General features: G+C 64.0%; 18 protein-coding genes. 13 read left to right on the top strand and 5 right to left on the bottom strand.

Features of this window, described 5'->3' with window-relative positions:
• Positions 1-47 precede the first annotated feature (47 nt).
• The 12 genes from D9599_RS23285 to D9599_RS23230 all read left to right on the top strand — a co-directional run bounded on the left by D9599_RS23285 (position 48) and on the right by D9599_RS23230 (position 11,835).
• Entirely contained in the window at positions 48-455 is a 408-nt protein-coding gene (locus D9599_RS23285; protein WP_232480821.1) for an MgtC/SapB family protein, read from the top strand.
• Positions 456-556: 101 nt separating this feature from the next.
• Positions 557-1,246, top strand: coding sequence for a ZIP family metal transporter (locus D9599_RS23280; protein ID WP_198383695.1), 690 nt, complete (start codon positions 557-559; stop codon positions 1,244-1,246).
• Between the two features lie 60 nt (positions 1,247-1,306).
• A complete protein-coding gene (locus D9599_RS23275) occupies positions 1,307-1,483 on the top strand; it encodes a hypothetical protein (RefSeq protein WP_198383694.1) in 177 nt (58 codons plus the stop codon).
• Between the two features lie 74 nt (positions 1,484-1,557).
• Positions 1,558-2,859: an NRAMP family divalent metal transporter gene (locus tag D9599_RS23270; RefSeq protein WP_198383693.1), complete on the top strand. Its 1,302-nt coding sequence runs from the start codon at positions 1,558-1,560 to the stop codon at positions 2,857-2,859.
• A gap of 423 nt (positions 2,860-3,282) precedes the next feature.
• Entirely contained in the window at positions 3,283-3,459 is a 177-nt protein-coding gene (locus D9599_RS23265; RefSeq protein WP_198383692.1) for a hypothetical protein, read from the top strand.
• A 266-nt stretch (positions 3,460-3,725) separates the two neighbouring features.
• Positions 3,726-4,483 (top strand): IS5 family transposase gene (locus tag D9599_RS23260; RefSeq protein WP_375373066.1). Its coding sequence is split into 2 segments (ribosomal slippage): positions 3,726-4,065 and positions 4,065-4,483, totalling 759 coding nucleotides; the frame shifts between segments, so codons are not numbered across the junction.
• A 12-nt stretch (positions 4,484-4,495) separates the two neighbouring features.
• A complete protein-coding gene (locus D9599_RS23255) occupies positions 4,496-5,392 on the top strand; it encodes an NAD(P)/FAD-dependent oxidoreductase (protein WP_198383717.1) in 897 nt (298 codons plus the stop codon).
• Between the two features lie 271 nt (positions 5,393-5,663).
• A complete protein-coding gene (locus tag D9599_RS23250) occupies positions 5,664-6,968 on the top strand; it encodes an OprO/OprP family phosphate-selective porin (RefSeq protein WP_198383690.1) in 1,305 nt (434 codons plus the stop codon).
• 488 nt (positions 6,969-7,456) lie between these two features.
• Complete coding sequence (locus D9599_RS23245) at positions 7,457-8,665, top strand: IS256 family transposase (RefSeq protein ID WP_198383689.1); 1,209 nt, start codon at positions 7,457-7,459, stop codon at positions 8,663-8,665.
• Positions 8,666-9,169: 504 nt separating this feature from the next.
• A complete protein-coding gene (locus tag D9599_RS23240) occupies positions 9,170-9,853 on the top strand; it encodes a peroxiredoxin (protein ID WP_255531648.1) in 684 nt (227 codons plus the stop codon).
• The gene (locus D9599_RS23235; RefSeq protein ID WP_198383687.1) at positions 9,853-10,809 is read left to right on the top strand and encodes an MBL fold metallo-hydrolase; all 957 of its coding nucleotides are present in this window, start codon (positions 9,853-9,855) and stop codon (positions 10,807-10,809) included. Before D9599_RS23240 ends, D9599_RS23235 begins: the two co-directional genes overlap by 1 nt.
• Positions 10,810-10,956: 147 nt before the next feature.
• The gene (locus D9599_RS23230) at positions 10,957-11,835 is read left to right on the top strand and encodes an IS5 family transposase (protein ID WP_232480811.1); all 879 of its coding nucleotides are present in this window, start codon (positions 10,957-10,959) and stop codon (positions 11,833-11,835) included.
• 6 nt (positions 11,836-11,841) lie between these two features.
• On the opposite strand, the gene D9599_RS23225 is transcribed toward D9599_RS23230, so the two are convergent.
• From D9599_RS23225 to D9599_RS23215, 3 genes are all read right to left on the bottom strand, one after another.
• Positions 11,842-13,062 carry an ISAzo13 family transposase gene (locus D9599_RS23225; protein ID WP_198383686.1) on the bottom strand — a complete coding sequence of 407 codons (1,221 nt, stop codon included), beginning with the start codon at positions 13,060-13,062 and terminating at the stop codon, positions 11,842-11,844.
• 410 nt (positions 13,063-13,472) lie between these two features.
• A complete protein-coding gene (locus D9599_RS23220; protein ID WP_198383685.1) occupies positions 13,473-14,090 on the bottom strand; it encodes a PepSY domain-containing protein in 618 nt (205 codons plus the stop codon).
• A gap of 134 nt (positions 14,091-14,224) precedes the next feature.
• Positions 14,225-15,616: a carbohydrate porin gene (locus tag D9599_RS23215; protein ID WP_198383684.1), complete on the bottom strand. Its 1,392-nt coding sequence runs from the start codon at positions 15,614-15,616 to the stop codon at positions 14,225-14,227.
• Between the two features lie 256 nt (positions 15,617-15,872).
• On the opposite strand from D9599_RS23215, the gene D9599_RS23210 reads away from it, so the two are divergent.
• Positions 15,873-16,064, top strand: a complete 192-nt coding sequence (locus tag D9599_RS23210; RefSeq protein ID WP_198383683.1) for a hypothetical protein — start codon at positions 15,873-15,875, stop codon at positions 16,062-16,064.
• 107 nt (positions 16,065-16,171) lie between these two features.
• Here the strand turns inward: D9599_RS23210 and D9599_RS23205 are convergent, their stop codons facing one another.
• Both D9599_RS23205 and D9599_RS23200 read right to left on the bottom strand, forming a co-directional pair.
• Entirely contained in the window at positions 16,172-19,318 is a 3,147-nt protein-coding gene (locus D9599_RS23205; protein ID WP_198383682.1) for an efflux RND transporter permease subunit, read from the bottom strand.
• Positions 19,315-20,364 carry an efflux RND transporter periplasmic adaptor subunit gene (locus D9599_RS23200; protein WP_198383681.1) on the bottom strand — a complete coding sequence of 350 codons (1,050 nt, stop codon included), beginning with the start codon at positions 20,362-20,364 and terminating at the stop codon, positions 19,315-19,317. The genes D9599_RS23205 and D9599_RS23200 overlap by 4 nt, the downstream gene beginning before the upstream one ends.
• Positions 20,365-21,012: the final 648 nt, after the last annotated feature.

Raw genomic sequence — 21,012 nt, 5'->3', positions numbered from 1 at the left:
GCTCCTTATGGGGCGTTTGGGGTGATGTCACGAACCACCTCGTGCGCATGGCCCTGGCCTTCCTCTTCACCTTGCCGATCGCCTGGAATCGGGAGCATGGAACCAGGAGTGCCGGCCTGCGCACCTTCCCGATCGTCGCGCTGGCGAGCTGTGGCTTCGTGGTGCTCGCGATCGAGGTGCTCGGGGAGCGCTCGCCCGGGCAGGCGCGTATCCTGGAAGGCCTGATCACCGGCATCGGCTTTATCGGCGGCGGGGCCATCCTCAAGGCCGGCAGTACCACGCACGGCACTGCGACAGCGGCAAGTATTCTGAACACCGGCATCGTCGGCGGCGCGGTGGGATTCGGCTTCTACGACATCGGCTTCGTGCTGGCGCTGGCCAACTTCCTCGTCCTCGTCATTCTCGGCCGGCTCAAGCCAGACGGTGACAACAAGCCCGGCGGAGCGGAAGGATAGCCTCTGGCCTTCACCCGGCGACACCTCCGCCGCGCCAACAACCTTTCCTCATTGCCGGTCCTGGCGGGCAAGACCTGACCGAAGAATGCCAAGGACGAGACATGCTGAGCGAAGCCGTCGGCTACACCCTGATACCGCTGGCCGGGCTGCTCCTGGGAGCCTTGGCAGCGGTGATCCGGCCACCCGGACCGCAGACCAAAAGCGCGATCCAGCACTTCGCGGCCGGAGTGGTGTTCGCTGCGGCCGCGAGCGAGATCCTGCCGGGGCTGAAGCACCAGGGAGCGGGATTGCCCATCGCCGTCGGCGGCGCACTGGGAGTAGTCGCTATGCTGCTGGTGAAGGAGGCGGGGCGCCGCGCCGGCGGCTCGGCCGGCCTCGCTGCGATCGGCGCCGTGGACATCTTGATCGACGGCCTCGTGCTTGGGATTGGCTTCGTGGCGGGTCAGCAGCAGGGCGTGCTGCTGACGGTGGCACTCACCTTAGAGGTCGTGTTCCTGGGCCTCACCACCACACTGGCACTGCGGGAGCGGATCACGTCACGCCTCGCGGTGCTCTTGGTGGCGGCCGGCATCGGCCTGTTGCTGCCCGTCGGCGGTTTCCTCGGCGGCTTGGCCGGTACGCTATCCCGCCCCTACCTGGACGCGTTCTTTGCGTTCGGTTTGGTCGCGCTGCTCTACCTCGTGACCGAGGAACTGCTTGTGGAGGCGCACGAGCAGCCGGAAACTCCGGCGGTCACCGCCGCCTTCTTCGTGGGCTTCCTCGCACTACTCGTGCTGGAGGAAGCACTATGACGGCCGTGATCGGTCATTCTCCTATCTGGCAATGAACCATCTCGTCACAGAGTACTCGCCGTGACCAAGGGTTTGTTCGTCATCGGTGTCCTTGCGGCGATCGCCCTGATCGCAACCGATGCGGCGCTCGCCCTGAAGCGCCTCTTCCCAGATAGCCTCGCTCCGATCTTTGTCGGGCCGATCATGTCGGTCGTGGGGGTCCTACTCTTTACGTGGTACCTCAGGCGGCGAAACTGAAGCCGCTCGCCCCCCCGGAGGAGCCGCTTGGCCGAGGCGCCGATCAGCCGAATGCAGCAGACAGCAGGACCAACGTGACGACCGAACCGGATTCCGGGCATGCCAGCGCCGTCGTCGGCCCGACGAAACCGCGCCTCTTCCAGGTGCTCGGTCCCGGCCTGATCACCGGCGCTTCCGATGATGACCCGAGCGGCATCGCAACCTACTCCCAGGCGGGCGCGCAACTCGGCTTCTCGATTACCTGGACAATGCTGTTCACCTATCCCTTGATGTCCGCCGTGCAGGAGATCAGCGCGCGCATTGGGCGGACCACGGGCCGCGGCATTGCCGGTAACATCCGGCGGCACTACCCCAACTGGATGCTCCAGGGCATTGTCGTCCTGCTCTTCATCGCCAACACAATCAACATTGGCGCCGACCTCGGTGCCATGGCCGACGCGCTCGGCCTCGTGGCCGGCGGGCCGCACCTCCTCTACGTCGTCCTGTTTGGCGCGCTTTGCGTCGGCCTGCAGATCCTTCTCCAGTACGCGCGCTACGTCTCGGTCCTGAAGTGGCTCACCCTCTCACTCTTTGCCTATTTCGGCACCGTCGTCGCGGTCGATGTCCCCTGGGGCGAGGTCGCGGAAGGCCTCCTCGTACCGACGCTCTCGGGCGATGCGCGGTTCTGGTCCACGGTTGTCGCGGTGCTCGGCACAACGATCAGCCCGTATCTCTTCTTCTGGCAAGCGAGCCAGGAGGTGGAGGACCAGCACGCCAGTCCCCGCCGGGAGCCGCTCGTGGACGCGCCGGAGCAGGCCCCCCGCGCCCTGGCCCGCATCCGGCTCGACACCTACGTGGGCATGGGGTTGTCGAACCTTGTGGCGCTCGCGATCATCATCACGACCGCCGCCACCCTGCACGCGAACGGCATCACCGAGGTCGAGACGTCTCGTCAAGCCGCGGAGGCGCTCCTCCCGGTAGCAGGCAAGTTCGCCTTCGTCGTCTTCGCGCTCGGTGTCATCGGAACGGGCCTGCTGGCCGTGCCGGTGCTTGCGGGGTCGGCGGCCTATGCGCTCGGCGAGGCGAGGAAGTGGCCGGTTGGCCTGGGGCGGCAACCGCTGGAAGCGAAGGCATTCTACGCCACCATCGCGTTCGCTACCACCATCGGTGTGGGACTCAACTTTTCCTCGATTGATCCGATGAAAGCCCTGTACTGGAGTGCGGTGATTAACGGCATCGTCGCGGTTCCCGTAATGGCCGTGATGATGCTCATGGCGTGCCGGCGGGAGATTATGGGCGAGGTAGCCGTGTCGGGGTGGCTCCGCGCTGTTGGTTGGGCGGCCACGCTCGTCATGGGGGCCGCAGCGATCACGATGCTCGTCAACCTCGCCTTATGAGGATGTTCCGCTACGAGAGATTCAGTAAGTTATATGTTCAGCTGGATCACCTTAAGGATGTGACCTGACCATCGGAACTCACCTTAATCACATGCAGACGGTCATTGTTTGTGACCGTAACTCTTTAGCTTACCGCATTGCCGTCGGGCTCGACTTCCGCCTCGGCGGCTCGCCCACCCACCCTCTGTTCAGCAATGACGATTGCTTGCCGGAGCGTCGTGCGCGCGTTCTGCATGTCGGTGAGCTTGAGTCGAGACTGAGGAACTGCTTGTGGAGGCACACGAGCAGCCAGAAACTCCGGCGGTCACCGCCGCCTTCTTCGTGGGCTTCCTCGCACGGCTCATGCTGGAGGAAGCACTATGACGGCCGTGATCGGTCATTCTCTCATCTGGCAATGAACCGTCTCGTCACAGAGTACTCGCCGTGACCAAGGGTTTGTTCGTCATCGGTGCCCTCACGTCCATCGCCCTGATCGCGACCGATGCGGTGCTCGCCCTGAAGCGCCTCTTTCCGGACAGTCTCGCCGCAAACTTTGTCGGGCCGATCCTGTCGGTTGTGGGCGTCCTGCCCTTTACATTGTATGTCAGACGGACAGGGTAAGTTTTGTCGGCCACCAACTGTTCACAAGCCCCACCACGCACCAAATCTGATCCCGATGATTAAAGCAGGAGCACACGCTCCTGCTCTTTTGCTGTTCGCCGACCGCGAATCCGTGAACCACCCAACCCCGGAGACCGACTTGCTCAATGAGGCGGAACAGTTTGTTGAGCGGCTCGACTGCCTAGGGCCTGTCCCCAGATGGGGGATTCCCAGGATGGCGCTGGAGTGATTCATAGGGTGTCGGCAAGTTATGGAGCAGCCAGCGAATGCGGCGATACGCGTTGCGTGACGATCAGTGGGTGCGGATCGAGGAGCTGCTGCCCGGTCGAGCTGGGCATGTCGGCATGACGGCGCGGGATAACCGCCTGTTCGTTGAAGCGGTACTCTATCGCTACCGCGCAGGTATTCCCTGGCGCGACCTGCCGGACCGGTTCGGCTCATGGAAGGTGGTGCATACGCGCTTCAGCCGCTGGGCCAAGGGTGGCGTGTGGGAGCGCCTGCTCCGGCATTTCGCGGTGGATGCGGACACGGAATATGCGATGCTGGACAGCACGGTCGTGCGCGCTCACCAGCACGCCGCTGGAGCCCACAAAAAAGGGAGCACGAGCAGGCGATTGGGCGCAGCAAGGGTGGCCTGAGCACCAAGATCCACGCTCTGGTGGATGCGCTCGGCAATCCGGTCGGCTTTGCTCTGACGGGGGGCCAAGCCCATGATCTCGCCGGTGCTGACGCACTGCTGCCCGACATGGCGGCTGACGCGCTGATCGCCGACCGGGCCTTCGATGCCGACGTCCGCGTGTTGGAACCACTGGCTGCGGCAGGCAAGGCGGCCATCATCCCACCCAAAGCGAACCGGAAGCACAAGCGCGACTACGACCGGCATCTCTACAAAGCACGTCACCTGATCGAGAATTTCTTCGCCAAGCTCAAGCAATTCCGTGCCATCGCCACCCGCTACGACAAGACCGCTCGCAACTTCCTCGGCGCCATCCACCTCGCCGCAGCCTATGTCTGGCTCATCTGAGGACAGGCCCTAATCATTGGCGGCGGGCCGGCCGGATTGACAGCCGCGATCTATCTCTCGCGCTACCATCGCCGGGTCGCGGTGGTCGACGATGGTAACAGCCGGGCACTTTGGATCCCAATCTCCCACAATCATGCGGGCTTCCCAGACGGGATCGGCGGCACGGATCTGCTGGGTCGCATGCGTGTCCAGGCCAAGCGGTACGGCGCACGCCTGCTAAACGGGCGCGTCGATGCGATCGAGGCGGGTCAGGATTGCTTCCTCGCGCGTGGCGAGGGGCTGGCACTGGAAGCGCGCACCCTCCTCCTGGCCACCGGCACCAAGAACCGGCGGCCGAACATCAACTTGGCGACGCACCGTGCAGCACTCGACCGCGGGCTGCTGCGCTACTGTCCGGTCTGTGACGGCTTCGAGGCAACCGGGCAGGCCATCGGCGTGATCGGCGGTGACGTACGCGGCGTCATGGAGGCGATGTTCCTCCGCACTTACTCGGACGACATTACCCTGCTCGCCGCAGGGAGGGTCGAGATCGACGAGGACGACCGCACCCTTCTGGGCACCGCCGGTATTAGGATCGAGGAGCGTTCATTCGAAGGACTCGACTTCGGCGAGAACCGCGTAACAGCGCGCCTGCAAGATGGCACAAGACTGAGCTTTGACACGGTGTACCCCGCTCTCGGCTCGGACTCGAATGACGCGCTGGCGCAGGCGCTTGGCCTTCAGATGGGCGACGGGTGCTGTATTGCGGTCGACCAGAAGCAGCGCACGAGCCACGAGAGCATCTATGCGGCCGGCGACATCGTCTATGCGCTGGACCAGATCAGCGTCGCGATGGGCCATGCGGCGATCGCGGCCACGACGTTGCACAATGACCTTCGCGCGCGTGACGGCCAGACGCGAGCAAGCTGACACGTTCATGTCGATGGCACGGCGCAGGATAGCGCCATGCCATGGATTTCGCGGCCCCTAGGTTACACCTGACAGCAATTCAACGGCTGTTACCCGTTCACGAAACAATGCGTTCTTTCCAACTTACATTCAGAAATAAAATGGCAAAGAATATTTACAATGTTTCTGAACGTAGTTGTGGTAGATTATATTTAATAAATAAGAAATCTTCGTACAGTGGGTTTTTCATACCGACGCAGTATCTGCCTCCGTAAACTCCGGAGGTGTTGCCGTGGATCTGTATCGTTTTGCTTTCGTTGCTACCCTGACATGTTTCGGGGCATTGTCGCCCAGCGGTGCCTCATTGGCCCAGGGACAGGCCCCATCTGGTGATCAGGTGACGACCGGCACCCGTTCCGCGACCAGCAATCCGACCTTGGCCCATGACGGCGTCAGGTGGTCCGGCATCCGGCCCATAGTCACGCTCGCGGACGGCAACTTCACAGTGCAGCCAGTGGCCCGCATCGATCTGCACGCGGGGTCCTACTTCGACCAGCCCGCAGGCTTGACCGACCGCTTCTCCAGCGGCACCAACGTCCGGCGTGGGCGGCTGGGCCTGCGGGGCACCGTTGCTCGTGACATCGCCTACAACTTTACCTGGGAACTCGCCCCCTCTACGCCGCAGGAGCCCCCCCGCGGAGGGCGACTATTCGAATTATCCGTCGCCTACACGGGGATCCAGGGCGTCAATATCCAGGCCGGCGCCTGGACGCTTCCGCATACGCTCGCCTACGCTACCAGCTCGTCCGAGCTGATCTTCATCGAGCGTCCCAGCATCACGGCGTTAGCGACCAGCATTGCCTCGGGCGACACCCGAATCGCCGCTGGCGCCGAGTTCCGCGGAAGCCGCTGGTACACCTCCGCCTTCCTGACGCAGGGTGTCGCCTCGACCCTGCACGACAGTGACCAGGGCGGCGTTGTGGGCCGCGCCGCAGGCCTGGCGCTCGACGGTACTGTGAAGGTACAGCTGGGCGTCAACGGGGCCTACCAGTCGCATCCCGGGTCTAACAGCAGCGAGGCCCAGCGGCTGCGCGACTACCCGGAGCTGCGGCTCAATTCATTCCGCTACGCCGATACCCGAAGCATCCCGGCCAACAGCTCCTGGGCGATCGGGCCCGAGCTCTCCGGCATGATCGGGAAGCTGCACTTTGCGGCCGAGTACCAAAACATTGAGATTGCCACCAAGACGGGCCCGGACCTCAACTTCGATGGCTGGTACATCAACGTGGCCTACCCGCTGCTCGGCGAGCCGCGACGCCACAATGCCAACAGCGCCACTTGGCGCCGCGGTACGGGCAAGGACGTGGACTTCCAAAATGACTGGGGCGCCCTGGAGCTTGCCGCCGGCTATAGCGCGGTGAACTTGAACGACGAGCGGGTACGCGGCGGCCGCCAGGGAATATGGAGCACGGCGCTGAACTGGTATCCCACGACGCAGACGAAGCTGACCCTCCAGTACCAGAACGGCACCATCGACATCCCTGGACGTGACCGAGACTTCCAGAGCATCGCGCTCGCCTTTATCTTCAATCTTTAGGCGGCCCCCGCGCGAGGTTAATTGTTCACGCCAGAGTAGAGGCACGGCAGGGATTCCCTGCGGTGCCTCTGCTTGCCATGGCATAGGCGCGCTGTGGCGTTTGCTCTTCCCGAGTGGCGACCTCTCTGCCTCTCTGTAGGGCGGTCCCATTTCAGGTCACGGCGCGGAGTAAAACTAGGTCACTTCACCTGCCCCTGGCGGATGCAGCGAACCTACCAGGAGATAATCTGCTCAAGCCCTTACGGCAGATCCAAGTTTGAAACCATGGGGGCTGGGGAGCTCGCCGCGGGGCGGGTAAGTGGCCTGAAATTCGGCCGCCTTCTACACGCCTTAGACGGTCGAGCAAATCGCTTCGCTTCTCAAGGGGTAGCGTCCACGGAGGTGGTGGAAAATCCGGCGTGGTCCGGAGTGTAGGGCTTGGGTGGCCATCGGACCTGGCGGCTAGGGTGGAGTTGCGAGGCTCCCACCCCTGACCGGCCGAGGACCCGATGACCGAGGACAGACTGCCACTGGCTGACCTGCTGGCGAAAGCAGGAGATGGTGACTTCCTACGCAGCGTCGCCGAGGCGGTGCTGCAGATGCTGATGGAGGCGGACGTGGAGGGGCAGATTGGCGCCGCCCGGCACGAGCGCACCGGCGAGCGGCTGAACTACCGCAACGGCTTTCGCGACCGCACGCTGGACACCCGGCTGGGGTCGCTGCAGCTGCGGATCCCCAAGCTCCGGCAAGGCAGCTACTTCCCACCCTTCCTGGAGCCCAGGAAGACCAGCGAGAAGGCGTTGGTGGCGGTGATCCAGGAAGCCTGGATCGGTGGCGTCTCCACGCGACGGGTCGACAAGCTGGTGCAGGCCATGGGGCTGTCGGGCATCTCGAGGTCGACCGTCTCCGAGCTGTGCCGCGACATCGACGAGCGGGTCACGGCCTTCCTTGACCGACCACTGTCGGGTGAGTGGCCCTATCTCTGGCTGGACGCCACCTATCTCCGCCAGCGCGAGGGCGGCCGCATCGTCTCGGTCGCGGCGATAATCGCCGTGGCCTGCGATGCCGAGGGGCGGCGCGAGATCGTCGGCCTGCACATCGGCCCGTCGGAAGCCGAGACCTTCTGGGCCACTTTCCTCAAGAGCCTGGTGAAGCGCGGCCTAAAAGGCGTGAAGCTGGTGGTCTCCGATGCCCATGAGGGGCTGAAGGCGGCGATCGCCCGCGTCCTCTGCGCGACCTGGCAGCGGTGCCGCGTCCACTGGATGAGGAACGCCCTGGCCCATGTCGGCAAGGCGCAGCAGTCCATGGCCTCGGCCGCGCTGCGCCAGGCGTTCCTGCAGTCTGACCAGGAGGCCGCGCGGCAGACCTGGCGCCATGTCGCCGATCAGTTCCGGACCCGATGGCCCAAGCTCGGCAAGCTGATGGACGACAGCGAGCATGACGTGCTCGCCTACATGGCGTTCCCGGCGCCGCACCGGACCAAGCTGCACTCGACGAACCCGCTGGAACGCCTCAACAAGGAGGTGAAACGCCGCGCCGACGTCGTCGGCATCTTTCCCTCTGAGGCGTCCATCATCCGCCTGATCGGCGCTGTGCTGCTCGAGGCCAACGACGAGTGGCAACTGCAGCACCGCTACATGGGCGTCGAGGCCATGGGCGAGATGCTCAACCCGGCGCCCACCAACGAAACCCTGCAGCTCCCACCCAAAGCCGCCTGAGCCGTGTTCCCCTCAAGCCCAAATGCAATTTCCACCACATTGACGGACGCTACCTCTCAAGGCGTCTGTCGCTTCTCGCCTGAGCCGTCGTAACACGCCGCCGGAGACTGTCAGACGACGCTGCCGCTAGGATGGAGAGTAAGGCTGTCGCACGAGAGCAAGTCCGATATCGTCCGCTGTCTCAAACGCTCCATGGCCCGCAAATTTTTTTGGCACCCCTGCCGCCCTGGGCCATTCACTCCGGGCAGCTACAACGTCCACTTGAAGGCTGTAGGAGCTTCGATGCCGACCGAGATTGTGAACCAACTCTCGTAACGCCCTGCGAGAATTGCTTACGCCTGCACGACAGCCATTATGAGTTCGCACCGGATTCCGGTCGTTGAAAGACATTGTGTGTCCGGGCTGTTTACTTTCTTTTCTGAAGCCTCCTTCGGCTGAAAGCGGGTTTAATCGGCGTCTCCAACACAGCATTTGATGTAGGGATGCCCAGTAGCAGTAGGGTTGCTGGATCGAACAGAAAGGACCGACATGCTTCAGCTCGGCGACACGGCACCGGACTTCGAGGCTCAAACTACCCAGGGGTCGCTCCGCTTTCACGACTGGATGGGCACCTCCTGGGCCGTCCTGTTCAGCCATCCAAAAGATTTCACTCCGGTCTGCACGACCGAACTCGGCACTGTCGCCCGGCTTAAGCCGGAGTTTGACCGCCGCAATGTCAAGGTGATTGGCCTCTCAGTCGATCCGATCGAGGATCACCACGCCTGGGCCAGTGACATCGCCGAAACCCAAGGACAGGCGCTGAACTTCCCGCTCATCGCCGACGCCGATCGCTCGATTTCCAAGCTCTACGGGATGATCCATCCTCAGGCGAGCAACACCTTTACGGTCCGCTCAGTCTACGTAATCGGGCCGGACAAAAAACTGAAGCTTAGCCTAACCTATCCGGCCAGCACCGGCCGCAACTTCGCGGAGCTGCTGCGGGTGATCGACTCCCTACAGCTGACTGCCATGCACAGCGTTGCAACGCCCGCCGACTGGCAAGCGGGCGAGGACGTCATTATCGTCCCCTCCATCACGGACGAGCAGGCGCGGGAGAAGTTCCCGGGCGGATGGACGACGGTGAAGCCCTACCTCCGCGTCGTGCCCCAGCCGGGAATCCGGTCGGAGAAGGATGACAGTGGCTGCTGATGCAGGACCACCCAATCGTCCGGGCCTTCCACCACCCGCCGACAGGCAGCTTGGCCTACGTCGCCTCGGACCCGGGCACAGGGCGCTGCGCCATTATCGATCCGGTGCTCGGCTTCGACCGACGCTCGGGGCAAGTGGACACGCAGTTTGCCGACACCATGGCGCTCCACTTGCAGACCGAGGGGCTGAGGGCAGAGTGGGTGATCGACACCCACCCCCACGCCGACCACTTCTCGGCGGTGGCCTATCTAGGCGAGCGCCTTGGCGCGCGGACGGCGACGGGCGCGACCGTCACCATGGTGCAGGAAATCTGGACCAAACTCTACAACCTGCCCGAGCTGCGCTCGACGGCGTGGTGGGACCGACTGCTGATCCCCGGTGACCGGCTGGAGCTCGGCAGTCTGTCGATCGAGGCGATCGCTAGCCCCGGCCATACCGCTGCCTCGGTCACCTATCTGATCGGAGACACCGCCTTCATTCACGACACGCTGTTCATGCCTGATATCGGCACGGCGCGGGCAGACTTCCCGGGCGCCGACGCCCGCGCGCTTTATGAAAGCATTCAGGGCCTCCTTTCCCTTCCGGAAGGCACGCGCCTGTTCACCGGACATGACTACCCTCCAGAGGGCCGAGCGGCAGCATGGGAAACCTCCATCGTGCAGCAGCGCGCCACTAATATTCATCTGCGCGGCAACCCAGACGCGGCAAGCTTCATAGCCATGCGGCAGGCGCGCGACCAATCCTTGCCCTTGCCCGATCTGATGCTGCTCGCCCTGCAGGTCAACCTGCGCGGTGGTCGCCTGCCTGAGCCAGAAGCGGACGGCCATGCTTACCTCCGACTGCCGCTGGACCGTTTCGCAGCCGCTCCTGCTCGGCCTCGCACTGGCGCTCGACCGCCCTCTCCACCGCTCCGTGCGCGATGTGCCCTCGGCTCTCCGTCCCGACTACCCGGTTAAGGAGACCTGTGCGCGGATGTGTGTGGACCCGGCGCGACATAGGCCCATTCACTGCCTGTGTAGACGAGGGAGGTCAACATGTCGCGGCGGCGGATCGGTCAGGAAGATCTCATCGCACGGGCGGAACCGTGAGCGGCACTGCCGCTGTTGGAACTCGCCGTATTGCTGGACTGGACTGAGATAGATCGTCACTCGGCTGATATCTCGGCTGCGGCAAAGGGCGAACGTGGCTGGCCCCCACTGGCTCTCTTCCGTGGCTTGTTGCTGGCCACCTGGTATGACCTGTCGGACGTGAAGCTGGCCGAGGCGCTGGACGACCGGACCAGCTTCCGCCGGTTCTGCGGCTTCGCTGCCTACGAGCCGACGCCCGAGCGCACCGCCTTCGTCCGGTTCCGGCGGGAGTTGGTGTGGCGCAGCCTCGACCGCGGGCTGTTCGAGGCGGTGACCCGCCAACTCGAAGCCAAGGGCTTGATGGTGCGCACCGGCACGCTGGTGGACGTGACGCTGATCCCCTCGGCCCGCATCCAGAAGGACGATGGTTTGACGTATACGTCGAACCGCTGGGCCGGGCATCGCCGCCGCAAGCCCGTGCACGGCTGCAAGGCGCATGTGGCGACCGATGAAGGGGCGGCCCTGATCCGCGGCCTGGCGGTGACCACGGCCAACATCCATGACGCCGCCGAGCTGGAAGCTGTGCTGCCGCCCGAGGCAGGAAACGTCTATGCCGATAGCGCCTTCAACGGTGACAAGCCTTGGAAAGCAATCCTTGCGCGTGGCGGCATGCCGCAGGTCGTGCAGACGGGTACCTGGGACGGGGCCGCGGCGCTCGCACAGCTGAAGACGCACAACGCGCAGGTCCGGCGCATACGCCGTCGGATTCAAAAGGTGTTTGGCACCTGCAAGCGCTCCTATGGCCTGCGGCGGATGCGGTGGCTCGGTCTGGCTAAAGCCGGACTGCAAGCCCGTCTCACCGCCATTGCCTACAATCTCCAGCGCACGGTCACCCTGCTGCACGCTGCCGCTTAGGGCTTGTCAGGGGATAACCGCTTCATCTGAGTTGCTGCGCGGGTGGATGGTGTAGTTCCATTCGCCATGAAAGTCGTGGCGGGTGATGTTGAGGGAAGCCATCTGCTCGTCGGAGACGGCGGTACCCTTTGGATAGTGGGTTTTGTCGAGCTCGCAGTGTACGGTCAGGCCGGTGGTCGTGGTGGTGGCGCTGATCAGGTCGACGATGACGCGGTAGCTGACCAGCGGCTTGGCACGCCAGTTTATGCTGATGAACGAGAACAGGCGATGCTCGATGCTGTTCCACTTGCTGGTGCCGGGCGGTAGGTGGTGCACCTCGATGCCGAGGCCGATCTCGTCAGCCAGGCCTTGCAACGCGTACTTCCACAGCCGCAGGCGCGAGCCGTTGCTTCCACCGCCATCGGCGGTGATCACCAGACGCTCGGCCGCGGGATAGCGCACACGGCCGACGTCTTGCCACCAGCGGCGGATTGTCTGCACCGCGAAGGTGGCGGTGTCGTGGTTCATGCCGACACTCACCCAGCCCGCATTGGCTGCCAGGTCGTAGAGGCCGTAGGGCACTGCACGGCCGAGTTCGGGCAGCAGGAAGTCGTGCACCCGCACTTCCTCCGGGTTGCCTTGCGGGCGCCACTCGCGGCCCGCGTTCTTGAAGTCGCCGACGAGTTCCTTCTTTTTGGTGTCTACCGAGATCACCGGCTGCCGTGCGGCCAGCGCCGCGGCCACGCTGGCGTTGATGTGGGCGAACTGCGCATCCCGGTCGGCATGCTCGCTGCCTTCCCGCGTCTTGCAGTTGGCCTGCAGGCTGAACTTCTCCCGCGCCAGCAGCTTTCCCACCACCGTGCGGCTGACCGGATGGCCGCGCGCCGTCAGTTCCGCCGCCAGCCGCCGCAGGCTCCTGCAGGTCCAGCGCAGGGGCGACATCGGATCGCCCCGTGCCCCTGGTTCCACCAGCGACAGCAGGTCAGGCAGTAGCCCGGGGTCCCGCTCCACCGCCGTCTTGCCGCCGCCACCGGATTTGCGAACACGTCCCGGCGGTAGCCCGCACGCCAGGTCTTTCAGGCCTCGACCAATCGTGCTCGCCGCCAGCCCCGTCGCCCGCGACACCGCAGCGATCCCGCCATAGCCCGCAGCGCGCGCCTCTGACGCCGCAAGCAACCGGCGACCGCGTTCGTCCAAATGCGCCGATAGATCCGAAAACCGCGCCTGGACCCCCTCGATGTCGATCATCCCGCTACGCTACGTCTCGGCCTCACGCAGGAGAATCCCTGCTCCATAGCCGCAACCCCAAAGCCGATTCACTTATCGGTGGACGGGCCCTTAGTACAGGACGAGTCTGCCTGGATCACACCAGCAGGCCGCACCACGCTGCTATGCGGGCACACCTGCCACCTCGACGGCGCCCAACACAAGAAATGGCAGGAAACCCACGCCTGCCCGCACATCCGCGCACCGGTCTCACAAGGCTCTCTTGCACCGCGTCCACCACCGCCGCGAGTTCCGCCGCCTCGTCGGGCTTGCCCGCTGTCTCGCGCGACCAAACCTTCCATCACGCGCCTCCGTTCGCCCTTGCTACGTCAAGCTTGCCCTATGAGGGTGTTCCGCTACGGAAGGTTCAGTGAGTTATCTGTCCAGCTGGATCACCTTAAGGATGTGACCTGACCATCGGCACTTACCTTAATTTCCTGCAGACGGTCATTGTTTGTGACTGTGACTCTGTAGCTTACCGTATCGCCATCGCGCTCGACTTCCGCCTCGGCGGCTCGCCCACCCACCCTCTGTTCAGCAATAACGATTGCTTGCCGGAGCGTCGTACGGGCGTTCTGCATGTCGATGAGCCTGAGCCGAGTGAAAAACTCCTCCATCTGCTGGCGATCGGTCCTCGTAACCTGCCCGGAGTTGGCATCCACGAAGTGCCTCATGATCATGCCGTCGGCGCCGAGCACTTTGATTTCATAATACCCACCCCCTCCGATTTCAAAGCCAGCCTCGATAGCGCGCCCGGACTCTCGGCTCTCGGCCGCTTCGACGGCCTCCAAGAGCGGAACCCTGACCGTCTGCTGCTCTCGCAGATCGCTGGCACGGTGACCTCCACCGGCACCGCGCGAGTCGATTACTCTCCCCGCAGTCACGCCTCTCTCCCTGTTGGTCGGAGAAGGTCGATCCGTCTGGGCTAGTGCCAGCGTCGTCATCAGCGCGAAGGGACTAACAGCGGTATATAGCATTGCATGAAACCGCCATTTGCAGAATTGAAGCATCGGATATCTGTTTCCGCATTGTGTGAACATCTGACGTATAAAAACCTGGTCCATCAAGCGCGACGTCGCTTGTGACTTGGTCGGGCTGGAGCCAACCTTGAGCCGTCGTCTCGGCTGCCTTCCAAGGCAGGCTTCTAAAACGCTGTTCGGAGCCGCAAGGCGAACACGTGCACAGGCCCACGATCGCGATTGTAGCCTGGGTTCACGACGAGCTGGTAGTTCAGAGCGGCGTTGATTCCCGACGCGACACGCATGTCGTAGTAAGTTTCGGTCACAACCTCCGGACGGTAGTTCAGGCGACCGTCGCCTACGATGAACCCGATCCCGCCTGCTTCGAGGTAGCGACGCTGCCCCGTGGATAGCCAACCGACGTTGGTCGCGAGGCCGACGGTGTCCGCAGGGCGTCCCCACTGCGCGCCGCGGAGCGAGAGCCCGCCGGATGCCGCACGGTCCATTTGCGTGAACATGAAGTTTTGAATCCGGCCGTCGCTCCAGGAGAGCCGCGCGAAGGCGCCGAGATCGGCCGTGATCTCCTGCTCGATGTTCAGGGTCGCATTGTGTTTGAGGCGGTAGCCTGATGGGTTCTGATAGTAGGTGTCGAAGCCGTTCTCGGAGATCTCCCCCCAGGAGGACTGGCGGGCGCGGGTCGCACCGTAGATGAGGCGCACCGCGCCCGGCCGTCCGCCTACCTCGTAGAACCGATCCACCTCGCCGAGTACCTGCCAACCCCGGGTGAGAGCCGTATCGAGGAACAAGCCATTGGCGCGGCGAGGAACGCGGAAGGCACCCGTGCGGACACCCCAGGCGCCATCATCGTACTCGACCGCGATTCCCTCGGTCCAGCCGCGAGCATCGGCCGCATAATCGAAAGCGGCGCCCCCAACGAGCCCCCAGTTGAGGAACTGGGTGCGCGGATCATGGGCGTACTTGTTATCATCAAAGATGTCCCACACGCCGAACTTGCCGGCTGTGATCGTGATCCGCTGCCGCGGCAGCGCCCCCTCGAAGCGCAGCGAATCACCGTCGTAGGGAATCGTGTCCGCCGAGAGGCCGATCGTTTGCCGTACGAAGGCGCGCGGCGTGTAGACGTAAGGCTCCGTCGTGCCGAGCCGGAACGCCTCGTTGTTCGGAAATGCCGCGACGCCCACGGAGTTGGAAAGACCGAAACCGCGCGTGACCGACACGTCCACGATCGCCTCTGCCCCGTCCCAAAGCCGACGCCCGAGGACAAGGTCGATGGAGGTCGTGTTGCGGGCCTGTGCCGCGGGGCGAAGGCTGGCGTCCGAGCGGTAGGGAGAGCGGAAGCCGGCCTGCCCCTGGAGGACGAAAGTGCCCTGACCCCGCAGGATCCATCCCGCCTCCTCCAGCCGGTCCTGGTACTCCGCCAGCGCCGGGAACAGCGCATCGGACGGCGGGCCGGAGTTCCCAACGGCGGGGCTCCCGAAGCCCTGACCTAGGGCGGGGCCGGCAAGGACGGTAGTGAGTGCGAGACCTGCCAAGCGGCTCGTGTATCGGCGAATGATCATGGAAGTAGAGTCACGAAAACATGCGCAGGGGCAAGGCATGAATTCGTGACGGAGGTTCTGCCGAAATCCGCGGCATGAGCCTGCCGCGATCACCCGACCTGCCGTAGGGTCCAAGCATCAGCTGAGCGAGATGCAAATGGCGAAGAGACCCGAAATCAGAGTTGCCGTTGTCCTGTTCTGTGCGGCGCTCATGTCCCTTCCCAGTCGCGTGGCGCTTTCGCAGCCCGGTCCAGGACGTTCTCCCGCCGGGGAGCGAATGACGGAGACGCAGCTTGACCGCTCCGTCGCTGCGCTCGTCGCGGAGGGCTGGCAGATCGTCGCCGTATCCCAATCCGGTCCCGCCTTCGCCTATCACCTTGTCCGCGAGGGTGCCCTCGCGCTCTGCTACTTCAACCTCGCCGAGCAGCCGCCGAACAGCCTCTGCTACCGCATGGCACCCGTTCGATAGCGGCCCTGCCTGCCCTGGACATGCGTGACGAGGTGGCACTTCGTGCCGGGTTCAACCCGGCCTTCGCGTCCCCATGTTTTTACAGGTAGCTATGTGGCTCTCAACCCTCAGCGTGTTTTCGCCTTTTGCGCAGAACTCTCAGCCCGGGGAAGTCGCCACCCCTTTACGGTTGCATAGATTGCCGGGATGACCAGCAGGGTCAGCACCGTCGAAGACACCATCCCACCAACCATGGGGACAGCAATCCGCTGCATGAGTTCCGACCCCGTACCAGTGCTCCATAGGATGGGCACCAAGCCTGCCATGATGGCTGTCACCGTCATCATCTTGGGCCTCACCCGCTCGACTGCGCCCTCCATGATGGCGTGGCGGAGGTCCTCGCGAGTCAGTGGCCTTCCCTCGGCACGACGCTGCTCTATTGTCTCCGCGAGAGCGTGATCCAGGTAGATCAGCATGATGACACCTGTTTCGGCTGCGACCCCGGCCAGGGCGATGAAGCCGACGGCGACGGCCACGCTCATGTTGAAGTTCATGAGGTACATGAGCCAGACGCCGCCGACCAAGGCGAACGGAACCGAGAGCATGACGATGAGCGTTTCGGTGAGGCGGCCAAAGTTCAGATAGAGGAGCACAAAGATCAGCAGCAGGGTCACCGGCACCACGATGGCCAGCTTTGCCTTTGCGCGCTGCATGTACTCGAACTGTCCACTCCACTCGACATGGTAACCTGGGGCCATGCTGACCTGTTCAGCGACAGCGCGCTGGGCATCCGCGACGTAGCCGCCGATATCCCGGCCATGCATGTCGACATAGACGTAGTTCACAAGCTGGGCGTTCTCGGTTCGGATCGTCGGCGGACCGCGGCGTAGCTGGACCGCCGCTAACTGCCCCAGAGGTATGGCGGCTCCCTGGGCGGTCTGGACGAGAACCTGGCTTGCGATGCCCTGCGGATCGCTTCGGAGCCCGCGAGGATAGCGGACGTTGACGGTGTACCGCGCCCGGCCCTCGACGGTGGTGGTCACCGGCTCTCCGCCCAGAGCGGTGGTGATTGTCTCCTGGAGGTCGCCGACCATCAGGCCGTAGCGGGCCAATGCCCCCCGATCGGGCTCGATCTCCAGGTAATAGCCGCCCTCTACCCGCTCGGCGAAGGCACTGGTCGTGCCAGGCACCGATCGCACGGCGGCCTCGACCTCACGCGATAGCCGATCAATGCCAGCGAGGTCTGGGCCATAGACCTTGACGCCCACCGGGGTGCGGATGCCCGTGGAGAGCATGTCGGTGCGGGCCTTGATCGGCATCGTCCACGCGTTGCTGACGCCCGGCATCCGCAGCGCGGTGTCCATTTCAGCAATGAGGGCGTCCACAGTGATCCCGGGCCGCCATTCCTTCTCAGGTTTTAGGTTGATGATGGTCTCGAACATCTCGGTCGGAGCGGGGTCCGTCGCTGTCGCGGCGCGACCAGCCTTTCCGTAGACGCTCGCGACCTCGGGAAAGGTCCGGATGATCCTGTTTTGGGTCTGAAGAAGTTCGGCTGCCTTGGTAATCGACATACCGGGCAGGCTGACCGGCATGTACATCAGTGTTCCCTCGTTCAGGGTCGGCATGAACTCGCTACCAAGGCGTGCCAGCGGCCAGGCGGTCAGGCCAACGGCTACAACGGCGACCATGATGGTCAGCGTCTTGGCTCGGAGAACGCCTGCAATGAGCGGGCGGTAAACCCAGATCAGGAAGCGGTTCACCGGGTTGCGGCGCTCCGGCATGATCCTGCCCCGGACGAATAGCACCATCAGCACTGGCACCAGGGTTACCGAGAGCAGCGCTCCCGCGCCCATGGAAAAGGTCTTTGTGAGTGCCAGGGGCCGGAACATCCGCCCCTCCTGATCCTCGAGGGTAAAAACCGGGAGAAAGGACACGGTGATGACGGCTAGGCTAAAGAACAGCGCCGGACCAACCTCCACTGCGGCCTCTGTCAGCACCTGCACCCGGGATGCTCCAGGCGCGGCCTGCTCAAGGCGCTTGTGCGCGTTCTCGATCATCACGATGGCCGCATCGACCATGGCACCCAGCGCGATGGCGATCCCACCCAACGACATGATGTTGGAGCTCAATCCCAGGAGATGCAGGAGTGCCATGGCGATGAGGACGCCGACCGGCAGCATCAGGATGGCCACCAGGGCGCTCCTGACGTGGAGCAGGAAGACTACGCAGACGAGGGCGACGATGACGCTCTCCTCGATCAGCGTTCCTTTCAGGGTTTCGATGGCGCGCTCGATCAGAGCGGAGCGATCGTAAACCGGGGAGACAGTCACCCCCTCAGGCAGGCTACCCGCGATCTCAGCGAGACGCTGCTTCACGCTCCCAATGACGGTCAGAGCATTCTGTCCCTCCCGCTGGAGCACGATGCCGCTGACCACCTCGCCCTCACCGTTCAGCTCCGTGATGCCACGACGTTCCTCTGGGCCGAGCTCTACCCGGGCGACATCGCGCAACAAGACGGGGACGCCGTTCTGCATGGTGAGCACGATCTGCTCGATATCCCCGATACCACGCAGATATCCGCGCCCTCGAACGAGGTACTCCGTCTCCGACATCTCGACGGAGCGGCCACCAACGTCCCGGTTGCTGGCCCGCACAGCCTCGGTGACCCGGGACAGCGGGATGCGGTAGGCCTGGAGCCGCTGTGGATCGACCACGATTTGGTACTGCTGGACGAAGCCGCCAACGCTGGCGACCTCGGCCACGCCCTCGGCTCGGGCGAGCTGGTAGCGCAGGAACCAGTCCTGAACGGACCGGAGTTCAGCCAGGGTCCTCTGCGCCCCTGTGACAGCGTACTGGTAGACCCAACCCACCCCGGTGGCGTCGGGCCCCAGGGATGGCGTCACTCCCTCAGGAAGGCGCCGAGCGGCTTGGCTCAGGTACTCCAAGACCCGGCTGCGCGCCCAGTAGAGGTCTGTGCCGTCCTCGAATACCACGTAGACAAAGGAGGAGCCGAAGAACGAGAAGCCTCGGACTGTCTTTGAACGGGGAACCGTCAGGAGCGCCGTGGTCAGCGGATAGGTGACTTGGTCTTCCACGACTTGAGGCGCCTGACCGGGATACTCGGTGTAAACGATGACCTGGACGTCCGAGAGATCTGGGACGGCATCCAGCGGGGTGTTTCGGATAGCCCAAATCCCGGCGCCAATGACGAACAGGGTGGCGAGCAAGACCAGGAATGGGTTGGCCACCGACCAGCGGATTACGCGGGCGATCATCGAGGTTGCTCCTGGGAGGGGACAGGAGCTGAGGGGGGTGGTGAGAATGACTGTAGGGCAGCCCTCAGATTGCTTTCGGCGTCGATAAGGAAGTTGGCGCCAACAACCACGCGCTCGCCAGCGTTGAGGCCTTGCCGAATTTCTACCTGACCGTCTGCCCGACGGCCAACAGATACCGTTCGAGGTTCGTAGCGGCCTGGGGCTCGCTCGACGAGAATGGCTTGGCGCGTTCCGGTGTCGAGCACCGCAGAGTCCGGCACGGTCACAACCGAGGTGGAGCCTAGGGCGGCCGCGATCTCGACGGTGGCGTACATGTCCGGCTTGAGCAGCTGGTCCGGGTTGGGGATCTCCACCCGGACCCTGGCCGTGCGCGTGGTGGCGTTGACGGTCGGATAGACAAAGGTGACCACTCCGGTGAACCGTCGATCGGGGTAGGAAGTCAGCGCGATGCTGGCCTCCTGTCCGGGGCCCACGATCCCAAGGTCCTGTTCGAAGACGTCGGCCAGAAGCCAAACGGTTGACAGGTCCGCGATGCGGTACAGCATCTCCCCTGGCGCAAAGCGCATCCCCTGCAGGGCGGCTTTCTCCATGACAACACCATCCATCGGCGAAGTCAGGGTCAGCGCCCGGCTGACGATTCCCGTGCGCCGCAGGCGAGTTATCTCCTCCTCGGGGAGATCGAAGTTGCGAAGCCTGGAGAGCGCCGCGTTGGCGATGCCGCCATCCACTCGGCGGGCGACGACATACTCCTGCTCGGCGAGCGCCAGGTCAGGGCTGTAGACCTCGAACAGGGGTTGTCCCCTCCGGACTGGTTGCCCGGTCTCATTGACGAGGAGCTTCTGGATCCAGCCCTCGAACCTGGGGGCCACTACCGCGAGGCGACGTTCATCCACAGCGATGGTGCCGACGGCTCGGATCGAGCGGGTCATCGTGCGCTGAGTGGCGGCCTCCGTGCGCACGCCCAGCAACTGCACCCGCTCTGGGCTGACGGTAACCGTACCGGCAGGCTGGTTCGCCTCCTCTTCAAAGACGGGAAGATAGTCCATCCCCATGGAGTCCTTTTTGGGAACGGGGGAGGTGTCAGGCAGCCCCATAGGATTTCGGTAGTAGAGGATCCGGCCACGACCGCCTGGTGACGGCGATCGAGATGTCGGTGGGGACGCTGGCGGAGCAGCAATATCCTCATAGACCGGAGTGAAGTCCCGTTCGTTGGCAGTCTTCCTGGGCGTCGCAGAGTACTCAGGCTGGCCTGAGGGGTCCCGGTAGTAGAGGGCGGGGCGCCCTGGAGACGCCGGTGGCGTGGAGAGCGACGGCATCGGCGTGGAGTTGGTTGGCGGAGGTGTGGAGGGCGTCCGTTCACTCTCGTCGTAGACGGGAACGTAGTCCCGACCCTGGGCGTCCTTCTTTGGAACCGGCGAGAAGCCCGTGCCACCGTCGGGTGCCTGATAGTAGAGGGGCTGCCGAGCCGGGGAGGATGACTGCGCCAACGCGGCTCGCGCCGCGACGGGGGTGAACTCTCCGTCACCCAGCCAGTAAGCGCCGAGGGTAGCCGCTCCAGCGAGGAGGATCCCGCCCACCAGGATGAGGGGGCGCGTGCTCATAGATCGCCCCCGATCAAGCGCTCGATGGTGGCGACCTGACGCTGGGCATCGAACTCAGTGGAGAGAAGCTGCAGGCGGTAGCCGACAAGGTCG

Source organism: Roseomonas sp. KE2513 (assembly GCF_016107305.1).
GTDB lineage: Bacteria > Pseudomonadota > Alphaproteobacteria > Acetobacterales > Acetobacteraceae > Roseomonas.
This window is presented reverse-complemented; position numbering and strand designations above follow the sequence as displayed.